The 17,297-nt window shown below is 69.3% G+C and carries 15 protein-coding genes and 1 pseudogene; 3 read left to right on the forward strand and 13 right to left on the reverse strand.

The features are described 5' to 3' along the window. Positions 1–20 precede the first annotated feature (20 nt). The 3 genes from ligD to ABEU20_RS05165 are packed head-to-tail and all read right to left on the reverse strand — an operon-like array spanning position 21 to position 2,665. On the reverse strand, positions 21–1,067 hold the full coding sequence (gene ligD, locus ABEU20_RS05155) for a non-homologous end-joining DNA ligase (RefSeq protein WP_420163327.1): 1,047 nt from the start codon (positions 1,065–1,067) through the stop codon (positions 21–23). A gap of 3 nt (positions 1,068–1,070) precedes the next feature. After that, the gene (locus ABEU20_RS05160) at positions 1,071–2,144 is read right to left on the reverse strand and encodes an ATP-dependent DNA ligase (RefSeq protein ID WP_420163328.1); all 1,074 of its coding nucleotides are present in this window, start codon (positions 2,142–2,144) and stop codon (positions 1,071–1,073) included. Positions 2,145–2,191: 47 nt separating this feature from the next. Continuing rightward, positions 2,192–2,665, reverse strand: coding sequence for a carboxymuconolactone decarboxylase family protein (locus ABEU20_RS05165; RefSeq protein WP_420163329.1), 474 nt, complete (start codon positions 2,663–2,665; stop codon positions 2,192–2,194). A gap of 47 nt (positions 2,666–2,712) precedes the next feature. Between ABEU20_RS05165 and pdxR the strand changes: the two are divergent. After that, positions 2,713–4,130: pseudogene (pdxR, locus tag ABEU20_RS05170) on the forward strand (MocR-like pyridoxine biosynthesis transcription factor PdxR). Positions 4,131–4,193: 63 nt separating this feature from the next. On the opposite strand, the gene ABEU20_RS05175 reads toward pdxR, so the two are convergent. From ABEU20_RS05175 to ABEU20_RS05190, 4 genes are all read right to left on the reverse strand, one after another. Then, positions 4,194–4,721, reverse strand: a complete 528-nt coding sequence (locus tag ABEU20_RS05175; RefSeq protein WP_420163330.1) for an OsmC family protein — start codon at positions 4,719–4,721, stop codon at positions 4,194–4,196. Positions 4,722–4,917: 196 nt separating this feature from the next. After that, on the reverse strand, positions 4,918–6,078 hold the full coding sequence (locus ABEU20_RS05180; protein WP_420163331.1) for a magnesium and cobalt transport protein CorA: 1,161 nt from the start codon (positions 6,076–6,078) through the stop codon (positions 4,918–4,920). A 244-nt stretch (positions 6,079–6,322) separates the two neighbouring features. Next, positions 6,323–6,850 (reverse strand): gamma carbonic anhydrase family protein, encoded by a 528-nt coding sequence (locus tag ABEU20_RS05185; protein ID WP_420163332.1) that lies wholly within the window; start codon positions 6,848–6,850, stop codon positions 6,323–6,325. Between the two features lie 43 nt (positions 6,851–6,893). After that, entirely contained in the window at positions 6,894–7,601 is a 708-nt protein-coding gene (locus tag ABEU20_RS05190) for a FadR/GntR family transcriptional regulator (protein ID WP_420163333.1), read from the reverse strand. Between the two features lie 72 nt (positions 7,602–7,673). On the opposite strand from ABEU20_RS05190, the gene ABEU20_RS05195 reads away from it, so the two are divergent. Further along, positions 7,674–8,948: an MFS transporter gene (locus tag ABEU20_RS05195; protein ID WP_420163334.1), complete on the forward strand. Its 1,275-nt coding sequence runs from the start codon at positions 7,674–7,676 to the stop codon at positions 8,946–8,948. Positions 8,949–8,951: 3 nt separating this feature from the next. Here ABEU20_RS05195 and ABEU20_RS05200 read toward each other — a convergent pair whose 3' ends face one another. Next, the gene (locus ABEU20_RS05200; RefSeq protein ID WP_420163335.1) at positions 8,952–9,803 is read right to left on the reverse strand and encodes a helix-turn-helix transcriptional regulator; all 852 of its coding nucleotides are present in this window, start codon (positions 9,801–9,803) and stop codon (positions 8,952–8,954) included. A 148-nt stretch (positions 9,804–9,951) separates the two neighbouring features. Between ABEU20_RS05200 and ABEU20_RS05205 the strand changes: the two genes are divergently transcribed. Further along, positions 9,952–11,556, forward strand: coding sequence for an AMP-binding protein (locus tag ABEU20_RS05205; RefSeq protein ID WP_420163336.1), 1,605 nt, complete (start codon positions 9,952–9,954; stop codon positions 11,554–11,556). A 44-nt stretch (positions 11,557–11,600) separates the two neighbouring features. Here the strand turns inward: ABEU20_RS05205 and ABEU20_RS05210 are convergent, their stop codons facing one another. From ABEU20_RS05210 to ABEU20_RS05230, 5 genes are read right to left on the reverse strand one after another with little or no spacing between them, the layout of a single operon-like run. After that, positions 11,601–13,802 (reverse strand): acyl-CoA dehydrogenase, encoded by a 2,202-nt coding sequence (locus ABEU20_RS05210; RefSeq protein WP_420163337.1) that lies wholly within the window; start codon positions 13,800–13,802, stop codon positions 11,601–11,603. Positions 13,803–13,815: 13 nt separating this feature from the next. Then, entirely contained in the window at positions 13,816–14,685 is an 870-nt protein-coding gene (locus tag ABEU20_RS05215) for an SDR family oxidoreductase (RefSeq protein ID WP_420163338.1), read from the reverse strand. 36 nt (positions 14,686–14,721) lie between these two features. After that, positions 14,722–15,585: a MaoC/PaaZ C-terminal domain-containing protein gene (locus tag ABEU20_RS05220; protein WP_420163339.1), complete on the reverse strand. Its 864-nt coding sequence runs from the start codon at positions 15,583–15,585 to the stop codon at positions 14,722–14,724. A 4-nt stretch (positions 15,586–15,589) separates the two neighbouring features. Then, on the reverse strand, positions 15,590–16,021 hold the full coding sequence (locus tag ABEU20_RS05225; RefSeq protein ID WP_420163340.1) for a type II toxin-antitoxin system Rv0910 family toxin: 432 nt from the start codon (positions 16,019–16,021) through the stop codon (positions 15,590–15,592). 33 nt (positions 16,022–16,054) lie between these two features. After that, a complete protein-coding gene (locus ABEU20_RS05230) occupies positions 16,055–17,245 on the reverse strand; it encodes a lipid-transfer protein (protein WP_420163341.1) in 1,191 nt (396 codons plus the stop codon). Positions 17,246–17,297 lie beyond the last annotated feature (52 nt).

Here is a 17,297-nt window from a genome sequence, read left to right on the forward strand (position 1 = left end):
ACCTGGTCAAGCGACCGACTTCAATCCTCCTTGCGGTCCCGATCGCGGCTCGGCTGCACTCGCTTGGGCTCTCCGGGCATTTTCGGATGATTCGGCGGATACGGCAGATCCCCCAGTCCCGCGGCCGCATCGCGCTCGGCCATCTCGAGCAGCCCGGCCAGTGAGTGCGCGACGTCGTCGAGCGTCGCCATCGGGTCGCCACGGCCGGCCAGCAACGCGGGAACGGTGGCGATGGTGAAGTCGTCGGGCTCGACGGACGCGAGTTCCTCCCAGGTCACCGGCGTCGAGACGGTCGCGATCGGCGTGTTGCGCGCGGAGTACGCCGACGCGATCGTCTTGTCGCGCGCGTTCTGGTTGAAGTCGAGGAAGATGCGCTTGCCACGCTCCTCCTTCCACCAGTTGGTGGTCGCCCGGTCGCCGCTGCGTCGCTCGATCTCCCGGCACAGGGCGATTCCGGCTCGGCGCACCTCGACGAAGTCCCAGCGCGGCTCGATCCGGATGTAGACGTGCAGGCCGCGGCCGCCCGAGGTCTTCGGGAACCCGATCAGGCCGAGTTCGTCGAGCAGCGGTTGCATGACGTCCAGCGCGACGCGGCGGGCGTCGTCGAAGTCGGTGCCGGGCTGTGGGTCGAAGTCGATCCGCAACTCGTCGGGGTGCTCCACGTCGGGGCAGCGCACCGCCCACGGGTGGAACGTGACGGTGCCGAGGTTGGCGGCCCACACGATGTCGGCGGCGCTGCGCACCCGCAGCACGTCCGCGGTGCGCTTGGACGGGAACGTGACCTCGCACGACGCGACGTGCTCGGGCCGCTTGGCCGGCACCCGCTTCTGGTAGATCTCCTCGCCCTCGACACCGTCCGGGTACCGCTGCAGGTGGGTGGGGCGGTCGTGCAGTGCCCGCAGCAGCTCACCGCCGGTCGCGACCCGCAGGTAGTACTCGACGAGGTGGCGTTTGGTGCCGCCCTCGGGACCGAGCCGGGGGTAGTAGATCTTGTCGGGGTTCGACAGCCGGACGGCCACGCCGTCGACGTCGAGTTCCTCCGCCGGAGAACGCTTGGTGGCCGCCATGATTCAGCTCTCCCCTGTGAGTACGTCGGCGAGGTCGTAGCGCAGCGGGACCTCGAGTTGCTCGAACGTGCACGACTGCGGGTCCCGATCCGGACGCCACCGCAGGAACCTGGCCGCGTGCCGGAACCGCACCCCGGCCTGGCTGCCCCGCTCCCCCAGACCGCCCTCCATCTGGTCGTACGCGACCTCGAGGACCCGTTCGGGGCGCAGCGGCACCCAACTGCGGTCGGCGCTCGACCGCCAGCGCGTCGCCTCCCCCTCGGCGACGACGTCGTCGCCCACCCGCAGCGGCTCGAGTTCGGCGAGCAGTTCGACGCGCCGCTTCGCGGTGAACGCCGACGCGCCGCCGACCATGTGCAGTTCGCCGCCGTCGTACAGGCCCAGCAGGATCGATCCGATGCCGGGCTGACTCTTGTGCGGCCGGTAGCCGATCGCCACGACGTCCGCCGTTCGGGAGTGCTTGACCTTCACCATCTCCCGTTTGTTCGGCAGGTAGTGGCCGTCGAGGCGTTTGGCGACGACGCCGTCCAGTCCGGCGCCCTCGAACGTCTCGAACCAGCGCTCGGCGGTGGCAGCGTCCAGCGTCGCGGCGGTGACGTGACAGCTCGGCCCGCCACCGATCGCTCCGAGCAGCGCCGTCCGCCGCTCCGCGAAGGCACGTTTCGTGTAGTCGTCGTCGCCGAGCGCCAGCAGATCGAACCCGATGAACTGGGCCGGGGTCTCGGCGGCGAGCAGCTTCACCCGGCTGTCGGCGGGGTGGATGCGTTCGGACAGCGAACCCCAGTCCAGCCGCGTGCGCCCGCCGATCTCGCGGGGCACCACCAGTTCACCGTCGACGACGCATCGCGGCGGCAACTCCGCACGCGCCGCGTCGACCATCTCTGGGAAGTAGCGTGCGAGGTCCTTGCCGCCGCGCGAGCCGAACACGACGTCGTCACCGTCGCGGAACACGATGGCACGGAATCCGTCCCACTTCGGTTCGTACGACCAGACGGGTTCACCGGCGGGTTGCTCGGGCACTCCGGATGCGGCCTTGGCCAGCATCGGTTGCAGGGGTGGCGCGATCGGGAGATCCACGGGTACATAGTGGCACCCGTTCGCCGTCTTCGCGGTGCGCTTGGCCGTCAGTGTCGGCTGCGCTCGTCGGTGCCGGCGACCTTGCCGGTGCTGATCGCGAGCCGATTCCAGGTGTTGATCGTGAAGACGACCGCGAGGACGTGCGCCATCTCCGTCTCGTCGAAGTGGGCCGCGGCCTCGGCATACACCGCATCCGGCACGCCGCCCGCGATCAGCGTCACGGCCTCGGTCAGCGCGAGCGCGGCCTGTTCGCGCGCGGAGAAGAAGTGTCGCGCCTCGCGCCACACCGCAACCATGTGCAGCCGCATCTCGTCCTCGCCCGCCGCGCGCGCATCGCTCACGTGCATGTGCATGTGCAGGCAGTAGGCGCAGCCGTTGAGCTGCGAGGAGCGGATCTGGATCAGCTCGATCAGGCCCGGGTCGACACCCTCGCGGGCCGCGGCGTCGAGACCGAGGAGGGCCCGGAAGGCCTTGGGTGCGGCGGCGGCGAAGGTGAGTCGTGCGGTGGCGGTCGTAGTCATGATCACTACGGTAGGGGTCGAATAGACCACCCGAGAGGTGCATTCCGATGTCAGAATCATGGGCCAATTTCGCCGAACGTCTCGGCTCCGATCTGCACCTGGAGTTGGCCGGTTCCGGTTCCCGCCGAGCAGCCCTCGCGGAGGCACTGCGCGCAGCGATCCAGGACGGGCGACTCGCCCCCGGGACCGGCCTTCCGCCCTATCGGTCGCTCGCGGTGGACCTCGGCATCGCACGGAACACCGTCGCTGCCACCTACTCCGAACTGGTCGCGGAGGGCTGGCTCACCGCGCGGCAAGGTTCGGGCACCCGCGTGGCCGAACGCTCTGCACCCCTCGTGCGGCGGCGCCCGTCGAGGCCACGGATCACCGCGACCGCAGTGCCGACGCACAATCTCCTGCAGGGACAGCCCGACGCCTCCGCGTTCCCGAGGAAGGCGTGGACGACCTCGACTCGCCGCGCACTCACGGTCGCGCCCGACAGCGCCTTCGGGCCCGGCGATCCCCAGGGCCGGCTCGAGTTGCGGATCGCGCTCGCGAGCTACCTCGCCCGCGTCCGGGGCGTGCGTGCCGAACCCGAGCGCATCGTGATCTGCGCCGGATTCTCCGATGCGTTGCGCCTGCTGTTCGGTGGTGGTGTGCTGCGCGGTCCACTGGCGGTCGAGGCGTACGGTCTGGCGTTCCACCGCGCTCTGCTGGCGTCCACGGGTGTCCGAACCGTGCCCCTGGGGCTGGACGGCCACGGCTCCCGGACATCGGAACTGGACGACCACGACGAGGTCCGCTCGGCACTCTGACGCCGGCGCACCAGTTTCCGGTCGGCGGTCCCCTGGATCCGGGGCGCCGCCATGCCGCGGTGGAATGGGCCCGTCGACGCGGCGGCACGCTGATCGAGGACGACTACGACGGTGAGTTCCGGTACGACCGGGAACCGGTCGGCGCGGTCCAGGCACTCGACCCCGAACACGTCGTCTACGTCGGGTCGGCCAGCAAGAGCCTCTCGCCCGCCCTACGCCTGGGCTGGATGGTGCTGCCGGAGCCGATGGTCGACGCCGTCCTGGAAATCAAGGGCCGGCGCGAACGGTGGACCGGCGTGGTCGACCAACTCACCTTCGCCGATCTGATCACCTCCGGGGCCTACGACCGGCACGTCCGGCAGATGCGTCAGCGCTATCGGGCTCGCCGCAACCGCCTGACCGCCGCGCTCGCCGAGCATGCGCCGCACATCGAACCCACGGGCATCGCCGCGGGACTGCACGCCGTGCTGCGACTACCACCCGGCACCGAGGAATCGACCGTGGACGCCGCTGCAGCGCAAGGGATTGCGCTCGACGGACTGGCGAGCTACCGCCACCCGGACGCCGCACCCGCCTTCGACGGGCTGGTCGTCGGCTACGCGGCGCCGTCGGACCACGCGCTCACCCCCGCACTCGCCGCGCTGTGCGAGATCCTGCCGCCGCGCCCGTGACCGGACGCCGGACGCCGGACGTCGGCGCTGTTCACCGTTTCGACGAACAGCGCCGACGATCGGTCAGCTCTTCGACTCGGGAGTCTCGAGCACCGAGACGACCGGCGTCGGGTTGCGCGTCAGATCCAGCACCGGGCAGTGCGCCTCGGCTGCCGCGTGCAGTTCCAGGTAGCGCTCGCGCGATTCCGGCCCGGTGACGGTCACGACGACGCGGACCTCACCGAATCCCGGGCGGACGGCGTCGTCGAACCCGAAGAAGCCGCGGACGTCGAGGTCGCCCTCGGCGCGGGCCTTGATGTCGTCGACCCGGATCCCGAGGCGCTCGGCCCAGAACCGGTAGGTGACGACGTGGCACGACAGCAGCGAGGCCAGGTAGTACTCGACCGGGTTGGGCGCTGCGTTGTCGCCGCCGAGGGCCGGCGGCTCGTCGACCTCCACCGTGTACTTGCCCAGCGAGACGGTGCTGGCGACGGCGTCGTGCGCCTGGGCCTTCGCCCGGAAGACGACGTGCGCCTTGGCGGCGTCGTCCGCGACGGCGTCGCCGGTCGCGGAGACGATGGCGGACAGATGCGAAACGGAAGCTGTGGTCATGGGAAACCTGTCGTGAGAGTGCGGGTTTCGGGCAGCCGAGGCCGCCCGGCGAGGTAGTCGTCGGGGCGGATCAGAACCGACGACAACCGCACGTGCACACGAGCGCGAAATCGACGTGGCGACGCCGCGTCAGCAGCATCCCGAGGTCGATCGCACGTGGTCCGGTCACAGCCGCGACTGTAACGCGCCGAACGCGCTACAGCCAGCCCCGCCTCTTGAAGATGGTGTACAGGCTGGCGCAGGTCAGGAACATGAGCATCAGCGCGAACGGGTAGCCGCCCGCCCAGTTCAGTTCGGGCATGTTCTCGAAGTTCATGCCGTAGACGGTGCCGATGAGGGTGGGGGCGAACAGGATCGCCGCCCAGGACGAGACCTTCTTGATCTCCTCGTTCTGCGCGTAGCTGGCCTGCGTCAGGTTGCGCATCTCCTCGTTCTGCTTCTGTGAGACCAGCGTCGCGTTGAGCGTGAGGATGCTGCCGAGCAGTTCCCGGAAGCCGTCCACCCGTTCGACCACCATCGTCGCGTGGTCGGTGACATCGCGCAGATAGCGCTGCAGTTCCTCGTCGGTGTTGTACTTGTCGAAGCCGGCCGACAGTGCCCGGAGCATCGCCAGCAGAGGCTTCGTCGCGCGCTGGAACTCGACCACCTCGCGCGAGAGTTCGTAGATGCGCCGCGACACCATCGGATCGCCGCTGAACACCTCCGTCTCGATCTCGTCGATGTCGTTCTGCAATCCGGCGACGACGGGCGCGTAACCGTCGACCACTGCGTCGAGGATCGCGTAGAGCACTGCCTCCGGACCCAGCTTGAGCAGTTCGGGGTCGCTCTCCATGCGATCCCGCACATTCGACAGGTCCGGTGATTCGCTGTGCCGGACCGTCAGCACGAAGGTGGGGCCGCAGAAGATGTGCAGCTCACCGAAGTCGACCGTCTCCGACTCGTCCAGGTAGCGGGCCGCGCGGAGCACGACGAAGAGCGTCTCGCCGTATCGCTCGAGCTTGGGACGCTGGTGCGCGACGATCGCATCCTCGACCGCGAGCTCGTGCAGGTCGAATTGCTTTGCTGCAGCGTGCAATTGAGTCTCGGACGGGCGGTAGAGGCCGATCCAGGCCATCGACGACGCATCCGGCAGGCTCGCGAGCGCCTCGGCCAGGGTCGCCGGCGACGCGATGCGTCGACCGTCGCGGTACACCGCACTGTTGACGACGCTGGACTCGACCACACCGGCCTGCGGCGGGGTGGGCGCGGACTGCCCGGGATGACGGGGAGCCATCGAGTGTTCCGGCGAGACCACATCGTCGGCCGTGCCCGCGGCACGACGAGGAAGGATGGAACGGATCGGACGCTTTTCACGCATGCGAACACGGCTTTCGGGAAGGTCCGCGGCGGCACCGTCGGTCACGGCAGCAGCGGACACCAGTCGAACGCCACCCCGATCGGATGGCGTGGATTGTCTGAATTTCAGCTGGTACTCGGAGGTTGGCTACTCATCGCTAGCCCCACCTCCTCTTTCCTCGAAATCCCGCGACCGCACGCGGGCAGGGTTCGGCACGAACGACGACACCCTACTCCGCCGCTCACGACGGCGACAACCGCAGCGCTCAGCCGATGCGTTCCATCTCGGACAGGTAGCGCGCCGCATTCGCGACGTACGTCGCCACGCCACGCCGAATCCCCTCCGCGAATGCGTCCGGATTCGGATGCGGCGCAACGGTTGCCGGCGCTCCCAGCACCCGCGAACGGGGCGGGACGACGGTCCCCTCGGTGAGCAGGGCCGCCGCACCGACGAGGCTGCCTGTGCCCACCACCACTCGCTGCAGGCTCGTCGACATCGACCCGATCAGGCACCCGTCCTCGACGACCGCCCCCTCGAGATGGGCGTTGTGCCCGACGACGCACCCGGCACCGATCACGGTCGGCCACGCCGCCGAGGTGTGCAGGACTGTGCCGTCCTGGACGGAGGTGCGCGCGCCCACGCTGATCGTCCCGTAGTCGGCGCGCAGCACCGCGGACGGCCAGATCGAGGCCTCCGCACCGATCGTCACCGCGCCCACGACGACGGCCTCGGGGTGCACGAATGCGGTGGGGTGGATGTCGGGAACCAGGTCACCGAGACGATAGACAGCCACGCGGAGAACACCTTTCGAACACGAAATGCACGTCTCGACGTTTCTACCCGGTGCGCCCGGCACCCTCGGCATCGGCCCGGCGCTCGTGCACGCCGGCGACGAACAGGTCGAGGTGACCACACGTGCCGTTCATCGCCAGCGACTCGTCGCCCTGCACGATTCCGTCCACGACGTTCCGGTGATGTCCGGCCCCGAGCTCGGGTTCGTGGACACCCTCGGTGAAGTCGTAGGTGGCGCGCAGCGGCTCCGAGATCCCGGCGAACAGTTCGTCGAGGACCGGGTTGTGGGCTGCCGCGACGACCGCGACGTGGAAGGCCAGATCGGCGTCCGCGAACGCGGCGCCGTCCCCGCTGCGGCCGGTCTCGTTCCGCAGGTCGAGAGCCTCGCGCAGACGTCGGACGTCGTCGTCGGTACGTCGGATACAGGCCAGCCGCACCGCCTCGAGTTCGAGTGCGCGCCGGACCTCGTAGACGTGGAGCATCTCCGAGACCGCGACCTGTCGGGTGAGGAGTCCGCCGATGTCGGTGCGCGCACACACGTACGTGCCGTCCCCGCGACGAATCTCCAGGATCCCGGTGGAAGTGAGGCACTTGATCGCCTCGCGGACGGTGTTGCGCCCGACGCCGAGGAGCTCGGTCAGCTCGGGCTCGGTCGGGATCCGTTCGCCGATCGGCCAGTCACCCTCCGCGATCCGGACGCGCATCCAGTCCAGCGCCTGCTGGTAAGCCGATTCCCTCTGCACAACCGTCACCGGTTCATCCTCACACGAGTCGCCCACCGCCCTCACCCAGAATACATGGGACGTCCTACGTAGGATGTATTCGTGTCGACCTCCGTACGATTGCAGACCGCCCCGCAGAGCCCCACCGCTCTTGTGCCCCGCCCGCGCTGGCCGGCGCGCCATTTCCACGGGATCGGGTACGTGCTCGCCATCCTGCTGGTGGGCACGAACATGCCGACCGCGCTCTACGGCGTCTACCGGGCGGAATTCGGGTTCAGCCCCGTGACGCAGACCGCGATCTTCGCGGTGTACGCGGCCGCCCTGGTGCCGACGCTGTTCCTGTTCGGCCCGCTGTCGGACCGGATCGGAAGGCGCCCGGTCCTGGTGGTCGCGCTCCTGGCCGGAGCCGTCGGCGCGATCGTCCTCGCGTCGGCCGGCTCGACCGCCTGGTTGTTCGCCGGCCGTATCCTGCAGGGCATCGCGGTGGGGGCCTGCTCCGCCGCGGGAACGGCCGCGCTGCTCGAGCACGTCCCCGGCCGCAACCCGGTCCGCGCGTCGCGGGCGGCCACCGCGAGCACCGCCCTGGGCGCAGCACTCGGGCCCATGTTCGCGGGGACGGTCGCCGAGTACCTCCCGTACCCGACGGTGCTGCCGTACGTGCTCTTCACGGTGGCGCTGCTCCCGGGAGTCGTCGCGCTCGCCCTGCTCCCGCCGCGCGCGGGCGGCAGCAGCGTCGGCGGTCGGCTGATCGAACTGCCCCGCGTTCCCCGCGCCGTCCGGACCGTGTTCCTGCTCGCGACGTTCCCCTCGGCCGTCGCGTGGGCGGCCGTGGGCCTGTTCCAGTCGGTGGTGCCGTCGTGGATGTCGGAGATGCTCGGCGTCTCGAACCTCCTGGTGGGCGCCGGCGCGGCCGCCATCGTGATGTCGTGCTCGGTCGTTGCCCAGCTGAGCATGCGCGGTCTGGATCCGATTGTCGCGCAGCGCATCGGACTCGCCCTGATGGTCGCCGGCATGGCCGGCGTGGTCGTGGTCGACCGCGTCCGCAATCTGCCGCTGCTGTTCGTCGTCGCGATCGCCGTCGGCGTGGGGCACGGCCTCGCCTTCGCGGGCGGAATGCAGCGAGTCGGCACGGCGATCGCCACCCACGCCCCCCATGCGGGCGGGTCCGTGCTCGCCGCCTTCTTCACGCTCACCTATCTCGGAACCGGCGTCCCTGCTGTCGCCGCCGGGCTGCTCATGACCTACCAGGGGACGTCGGCAGCGATCATGGAGTTCGCGGTGGCGACGGCGCTCGTGTGCCTGATCGCACTGGCACTGAACATGATCCGCCGCCGCGACGGCGCGGAGAAGCCCGACGGCGGAGCGCGCGAGGGGTGAGCCTCAGGGAATGAGCCCCTGGCGCCGCGCCTCGACGACCGCCTCGTGCCGGCTGCGGACGTCGAGTTTGGTCATGATGTTGCGCATGTAGCTCTTGATCGTGTCGGGACGCAGACCCAGCCGTTCGGCGATCTCCGCGTTGCGGCAGCCGAGCGCGACGTGCACGAGCACCTCGAACTCGCGGGCCGACAACGTGACCCTCGCCGGCTCGGACGACCCGGTGGTGAGCCCGCGCAGCTTCCGCTCGACGGCCTCCACCTCGGCGGTCAGGGCGGCGTCGTCGAGGCGATCGGCGATGGAACGCAATGCCAGGTAGCTCTCGGTGATGCCCTCCGACACCCGTGGATCCCGGTGTCCCTCGGGTTCGCTGCGCGAGTTCTCGATCATCACGATCCGGCGGTCGACCTCGTCCCTGACCTCGATCTCGTGCGCGAGCTTGTGCGCGGACCGCATGACGGCCTCGGCGACGACATCTCCGATCGGCAGGTTCGCGCGCAGCCCGCCGTACACCGCGGCCCGGGTCCGCCCGCGCACCACGACGGGGGCGGCGAGCAGCGATTCGATGCCCTCGCTCGCCACCTCGTGGTCGTAGTCGTGGGTGATGTGCCGCGAGTGCGCGTAGTCCTGGACGGCGCCGGGGCGCTGCTCGGCCATGACCCGGCCGCCCAGTCCGCATTCGGTGTCGATCGTCAGGTCCCGGAGCATCGCCCCGCGGGTCCCGACGAATCCCGACAGCCGCAGGCTGCGCCCGTCGACCGTCCCCCCGAACAGCACCGGCAGCGTGGTGCTGGTGCGCAGATACCGGAGTTCGGCTCGGATCGCGTCCTCGTCGCTCGGTCGCAGGGTGTCGGTCATCTGTTCGTTCGGCACGCTCTCGGTCGGTCGGCGGGGGGACCCTCGCCCGGATACCCACTTCGGAGGGTAGCGGCCGGCTGACTGTCGCTCATAGCGTCGCCCCGGCGGTTTGTAACGCCCGTCACGTGCAATCACCACGGAGGTACTCGTGCCCGACCTGTCCGCTTCGGCGAACCACACCCCCCTCAGTCCGCTGCGCTTCCTGGACCGCTCGGCATCGGTGTTCCCCGACAAGACGGCGATCGTTCACGGGGACCGTCGCTACACATACCGCGAGTTCGCGCACGAGGTGGCGCGGCTCGCCCGGGTGCTGCGTTCCCGGATCGAACCCGGCGACCGGATCGCGTACCTGTGCCCCAACACACCGGAGATGCTGATGGCGCACTTCGCGGTGCCGCTGGCCGGCGGGGTCCTGGTGGCGCTCAACTCACGGTTGGCGGGCCCGGAGCTCGAGTACATCCTCGACCACGCGGGCGTGAAGATCCTCTTCGTGGACTCCGAGCTGGTGGGCTCGGTACGCACCGTGAGGGAGAACGTCGGCAGCGTCGTGGAGATCGTCGAGATACCGGACTCGACGGTCCCATACCCCGACGTCCCCGCCGGGGTGGCGACGGCGCGGTACGACGAGTTCCTGACCAGCCGCGACGGCCTGACCGACGCGCCGCTGCACTGGGGCGTCGACGACGAGCAGCAGGTGATCGCGATCAACTACACGTCCGGCACCACAGGAAAGCCCAAGGGCGTCATGTACTCCCACCACGGCGCCTACCTCAACTCCCTGGGTGAGACGTTCCACAACGGCTTCGACGGCAAGACGCAATACCTGTGGACACTGCCGATGTTCCACTGCAACGGCTGGTGCACGCCGTGGGCGGTCACCGCTGCGGCCGGCACTCACGTCTGTCTGCGGGCGGTCCGTGCCGACGCAGTCTGGGATGCCATCGACGAACTCGGCATCACGAACCTGTGCGGTGCACCGGCGGTGTGCACCACGATCGCCGGTACCGACCGTGCCCACCCGGTGCCGTCGCTGCGCATCACCACCGCGGGCGCTCCGCCGTCGCCGACCGTCATCGCACAGCTCGAGGCACTGGGTATCACGGTCGTGCACGTGTACGGGCTCACCGAGGTGTACGGGCCGTACACCATCTGCGAGTACCAGGAGACGTGGAACGACCGCACACCGGAGGAGCGGGCCGCACTCATCTCGAGGCAGGGAGTCGGCATGGTGCAGGCCGAGAACGCGCGCGTCGTCGACGAGAACATGGTCGACGTACCGGCCGACGGCGCGACGATGGGCGAGATCGTCCTGCGCGGCAACAACGTGATGCTCGGCTACTACCGTGATCCCGACGCCACCGCGGAGGCCTTCGCGGGCGGGTGGTTCCACACCGGCGATCTGGGGGTCATGCACCCCGACGGCTACATCCAGCTCAAGGACCGCGCCAAGGACATCGTCATCTCCGGCGGCGAGAACATCTCGACCGTCGAGGTGGAGCAGGCGATCATGGCGCATCCGGCGGTGCTGGACGTCGCGGTCGTCGGTGTGCCGCACGAGAAGTGGGGCGAGCGCCCCAAGGCGTTCGTCATCCTGAAGAAGGGCGCCGCCGCGACCGCCGGCGACATCATCGAGCACACCCGCGGCAGAATCGCACGATTCAAGGTGCCCGAGGAGATCGTGTTCCCCCTCGACCTGCCGCGTACCCCGACCGGCAAGGTGCTCAAGTTCGAGCTGCGCAACGCACACAGCTGACGCGCGTGGTGGCCTGCAGATCGGATCCGCGGGCCACCACACGTTCAGTCCCGCGGCAGCCCGAGCATGCGTTCGCCGATCACGTTGAGCTGCACCTCGGTGGTGCCGCCGTAGATCGTCGTGGCGCGGCCGGCGATGAGCTGTTCCATCGCCTTGTCACTGGGCTGTCCGGGCACCGCGACCACACCAGCCGGACCGAGCTCGGCCACCACGAACTCCGAGATCGACTGCCCCAGTCCCATTCCCAGCAGCTTGCCGACCGACGACGTCGTACTCACGTCGGCGCCCGACAGCTGCTCGAGCACCACGCGCGCGCCGATCAGATCGATCGCCTGACTCTCGGCGATCAGCTCGCCGAACCGGTGCCGCCCGACCGGGCCGAGTTCGCGTCCGCGCACGAACTCGAGCAGATCCTTGTCGCTCGCGTACGCCTCCATCTTCTGGCTCAGCGCCACCCGCTCGCCCGCGAGTGTGGTGCGGGCGACGTGCCAACCGTCGTTCACGTCGCCGACCACGTTCTCGTCCGGGACGAACACGTCGTCGAGGAACACCTCGTTGAACAGTGCCGAGCCGGTCATCTCCCGCAGCGGCCGCACCGTGACGCCCGGTGTCGACATGTCGAGGACGAAGTAGGTGATGCCCTCGTGCTTGGGTCGCGCCGGGTCGGTGCGGGCGATGAGCATCGCCCAGTCCGCGAACTGCGCGACGGTGGTCCAGATCTTCTGGCCGTTGATCTTCCAACCGCCGTCCACCTTCTCGGCCCGCGTGGTCAGCGACGCGAGATCGGATCCGGCACCCGGTTCGGAGAAGAGCTGACACCACACGAGGTCCCCGCGCAGGGTGGGCACGGCCAGGTCCTGCTTCTGTCTCTCCGTGCCGTGCGCCACGACCGCCTGCACCGCCCAACCACCCATCAACAGCTGTGGCAGCGCGATGCCCGCGGCCTTCACCTCCTGCGCGATCACGATCTGCTCGAGCGGGCCCGCGCCGCGGCCGTACGGCTTCGGCAGATGCGGCTGCACCCAGCCGCCGTCGCCCAGCGCGACGAGCTGATCGTCCTCGTCGTCGATCTCCGCGATCGGGGCGAGGTCGGCGCGCACGCGTGCGCGCACGTCGTCGGCCTCCGGCGGCAGTTCCAGCTCCGACTGTCGGACCACTCCGGCGAGAGCCTGTTCGGCGACCCGCTCCACCCTCTCCTCGCGGGTGCCGAGGAGACCGCGGATCGCCAGGGCCCGGCGGTAGTACAGGTGCGCGTCGTGCTCCCACGTGAACCCGATGCCACCGTGCACCTGGATGCAGTCCTGCGCTACCTGCACGGCCGCGTCGGGCACGATCGCCGCGGCCACCTCGGCCGCGAAATCGGCTGTCGCATCGTCTGCGTCGAGTGCCGACGCCGCATCCCAGATCGCGGCGCGCGACTTCTCCAGCGCAATCCCCATGTGGGCGCACTTGTGCTTGACGCCCTGGAACTGCCCGATCGGACGCCCGAACTGGACGCGGGTCTTGGCGTACTCGGCTGCCGTCGACACACACCACGACAGCACACCCACGGCCTCGGCGCCGAACACCACCGACACGATCGACCGCACCCGCCGCTCACCCAACCCGTCGAGAACGCGGTCGGACCCGACCGCCACCCCGGAGGCCTCGACCCGCGCCGATCCGCGGAGCACGTCGATGCTGTCCTGTGGTGTGACCGTGAGATCGCCGCCGTCCACGACGATCCAGCGCACGACGTCACCGACGACGGCCGGGACCAACAGCACGTCCGCGTGCTCGGCCGAGACGACGGCGTCGAGGGCCCCGGACAACGCGTAGCCCCCATCCTCCGCGGTTGCCGTGAGGGGTCGGCCGAGAGCTACTGTCGCCGTCCGTGTTCCGTCCAGCAGACCCGGAAGTACCTCGATTCCGATCTTGGAATCGGCGGCCCCGAGCACCGCCGCGGCGGCCGCGGTGGGCACGAACGGCCCGGGCGCGGCCGAGCGGCCGAGCGCCTCGAGTGCCACCGCGAGCGTGAGCAGGCCGGCGCCGTGGCCGCCCCGGTCCTCCGGCACCGCGAGGCCCAGCAGATCCTGTCCGGCGAGTGCCGACCAGAACGGTGGGAACCGGTCCTCGGTCCGCGATTCCACCGCGTCCCGGACGTGCTCGGCGGTGATCGTCCGTTCCGCGAAACTGCGGACCGAATCGGCCAGTGCCACATGCTCGTCGCCGAGGCCGATCCCGAGGTCGTATGCGTTGCGTGCCATGCGCTCGCGCCTCTCAGCCCAGTCGTTCGGCGAGGTCGTCGACGGTCCACGGGCCGTCGCTCTCGATGGTCTCCCCGCCGTGCCAGTTGATCAGTTCGGAGATCGCCCCACCCTGCACGGCGTACACCTTGCCGGTGAGCTTGCTGTCCGCCGCGGCCAGACGGGCGACCAGCGGTGAGATGTTGGCCGGCGCGAAGGCGTCGAACTCGCCCTCCGGGACCTCCGCCGCGAACAGTGCGCCCATGCCCGGGGTCGCGAGCGTGAGACGGGTGCGGGCGATCGGTGCGATGGCGTTGACGCGCACGCCGTACCGTTCGAGTTCGTCCGCCGCCACCAGCGTCAGCGCGGCGATGCCGGCCTTGGCGGCACCGTAGTTGCCCTGGCCCGCGTTGGGCATGAACGTGCCCGACGCGGATGCGGTGTTGATCACCGAGGCCTGCACCGGCTCACCGGCCTTGGACTGCGCCTTCCAGTACGCAGCGGCGTGGTGCAGCGTCGCCGCGTGTCCCTTGAGATGCACCGCGATGACGGCGTCCCACTGACTCTCCTCCATGCCTGCGATGAAGCTGTCGCGCAGGATGCCCGCGTTGTTCACGAGGATGTCGAGGCGGCCGAACTCGCGCACCGCCTGCGTGACGAGCGCCTCGGCGCCGGCCCAGTCGGCGACGTTGTCGGTGTTCGCGACCGCCTTACCGCCCGCGGCGACGATCTCGTCGACCACCTGCTGCGCCGGACCCGCGTCGGATCCCGTTCCGTCGTTGGCGCCCCCGAGATCGTTGACGACGACCGCGGCACCCTCCCGCGCGAACAGCAGGGCGTGTTCACGCCCGATTCCCCGCCCCGCGCCCGTGATGATGGCGACGCGTCCGTCCAGTGTTCCCATGATGCGTTCCCCTTTGTCGCGAAGTCGGTAGGCAGGTCAGTCGGAGACGACGGCCAGGCCGTCCTTGATCACCAGTTCGTCGCCGACACCGGTCTCGTACGCGTACGCGGTGGCGCCGGATTCCGAACCCGCTCTCCAGAATCGGGTCTCGATGTCCTGCCCGGGCAGGACTGGTTTCGCGAAGCGCACGGCGAGACGCTTCAGCCGCTCCACGTCGCCGTCGGCGAACTCCGTGAGCGCGGCCCACGACGTGAACGCCATCGTGCACAGGCCGTGATTGATGATGCCGGGCAGTCCGGACATGCGCGCGATCTCGTCGTCCAGGTGGATCGGCATGGGGTCGCCCGACGCCGGCGAGTACCGGAAGGTCTGGTCGTCGTCGATGTGCTGGCGGGCTCGGGCCGCCAGCGTCTGTCCGCGCAGCGTCTCGTCCAGACGGTGGCCGGGTGCCTCGTCGCCGAGTCCGGGGCCGGCATCGACCTTCCGGAAGAAGGCGGTCATCCACTGTTCGTTGACGAGTTCGCCCGATTCCGTGCGAGTTTCGACGTAGACGACGACCGTGGAGCCGTTCTCGCGTCCGGTGAAACCGACCGGCTTCGCACGGACCACCAGGCTGTCGCCCGGCCGGATCGCCCGGTGGAAGTGGAAGTCCTGCTCGCCGTGCACCAATTTCATGAGCAGCTCGACCGGGGCCACGGACAGCGCCGCGGGCGCCATCGACGTGAACGCCGGGACGACGGCGAACACCGGCGGCGCGATCTCGCCGCGCAGGTGCCGCTCGATCGGGTCGTTGGTGGCGGCCGCGTACTCGGCGATGCGGTCTGCGGTGACCTCGAAGCGCTCTGGATCGGTCCACACCCCGATCCCCGAGGTGTCGAATTCGACGGTGGGCGTGGTCATGCCGCTATCCGACCAGCTCGGCGAACTTGGCGAGCGACGCCTCGAGATCGGCGGCGGCGTTCTTGGCGACGGCCTTGCCGATCGGTCCGACGATCATGGTGCCCTTGAAGCTCGCGTCGACGGTCACCTTGGAACCGGAACCGTCGGGCTCGACCTGCATGGTGAACTCGACGGTGACACCGGCCATTCCGGTGCCGGCAATCTTCACCAACTTCGGCACCTCGACCTCGGTGACGGTCCACTCGATCTTGTTGGCCATACCCATCACGGAGACGACCTCGGTGAAGGTGGCACCGAGTCGGACGTCGGTGGGCAGTTCACTCTTCCAGCCCTGATGGATGGTGAGCCACTCCTCCCAGCGGGACAGGTCCGACAGGGCGTCCCACGCCTTGTCGGGGGCGGCGGGCAGAGCTGCAGAGACGGAAACGGAAGCCATGACTACTCCTGGAATGTTGTGGGACGGAAGGATTCAGCGTTCGGCGGGGCGGTATGCGGTGACGACGACCGCTCCACCGAGCCCGATGTTGTGCTGGAGTGCCACCGTGGCGTCGGCGACCTGCCGCTCGTCCGCCGTGCCACGCAGCTGCCACGTGAGTTCGCTGCACTGCGCGAGCCCGGTGGCACCGAGTGGATGACCCTTGGAGATGAGGCCACCGGACGGATTGACCACCCAGCGACCGCCGTACGTGGTGTCGTCGGCGTCGACGAGCTTGCCGCCCTCCCCCTCGGCGCACAGCCCGAGCGCCTCGTACGTGAGCAATTCGTTCGTGGAGAAGCAGTCGTGCAGTTCGATGACGTCGATGTCCGCGGGGCCGATACCGGCCTGCTCGTAGACGAGCCGGGCGGCCGCCCGGGTCATGTCGGCGCCGACCAGGCTGATCGCACTCCGGTCCTCGAACGTGCTCGGCAGGTCGGTGACCATCGCCTGACCCACGATCTCGACGGCCCGCCCGGCCAGGCCGTGCTTGTCGACGAACGCCTCGCCGGCCACCACCACCGCGCCGGATCCGTCCGACGTCGGCGAACACTGCAGCTTGGTGAGCGGGCCGTAGATCGGCTTGGAGGCGAGGATGTCCTCGAGCGTGTACTCGTCCTGGAACTGCGCGTACGGGTTCTTCGTCGAGTGCCGGTGGTTCTTGACGCCGATCTTCGCGAACTGCTCGGCCGTGGTGCCGTAGCGCTCCATGTGCTCCTTACCGGCGGCCCCGAACATGTAGGGCGCGGGCGGCATCGCGAACTCCTGAAGTTCGGCGAGCGCGAGCAGGTGCCGCATCATCGGCTGTTCACGATCGTCGTACGTCGTGCCCAGCGAACCGGTCTGCATCTTCTCGAAACCGAGCGCGAGCGCGCAGTCGGCCTGACCGCTCCGGACCGCCTGTGTCGCAAGGTAGAGCGCGGTGGATCCGGTGGAGCAGTTGTTGTTGACGTTGACGATCGGAATGCCGGTGAGTCCGAGTTCGTACACCGCACGCTGACCGGACGTCGACTCGCCGTACACATACCCGACGTACGCCTGCTGCACCTCGCGGTAGTCGATGCCCGCGTCCTCGAGCGCCTTCGTCCCGGCCTCTCGCGCCATGTCGGGGTAATCCCACTCGCGCGCCCCCGGCTTCTCGAACTTCGTCATCCCCACCCCGACGACGAACACCCTGTTGCTCATGCCGACTCCCGATCCGGATCAGTTGTGTGTGACACGCTGTCCGACCAAAAGT

It is taken from the genome of Rhodococcus parequi (genome assembly GCF_046042785.1).
GTDB classification, from domain to species: domain Bacteria; phylum Actinomycetota; class Actinomycetes; order Mycobacteriales; family Mycobacteriaceae; genus Prescottella; species Prescottella parequi.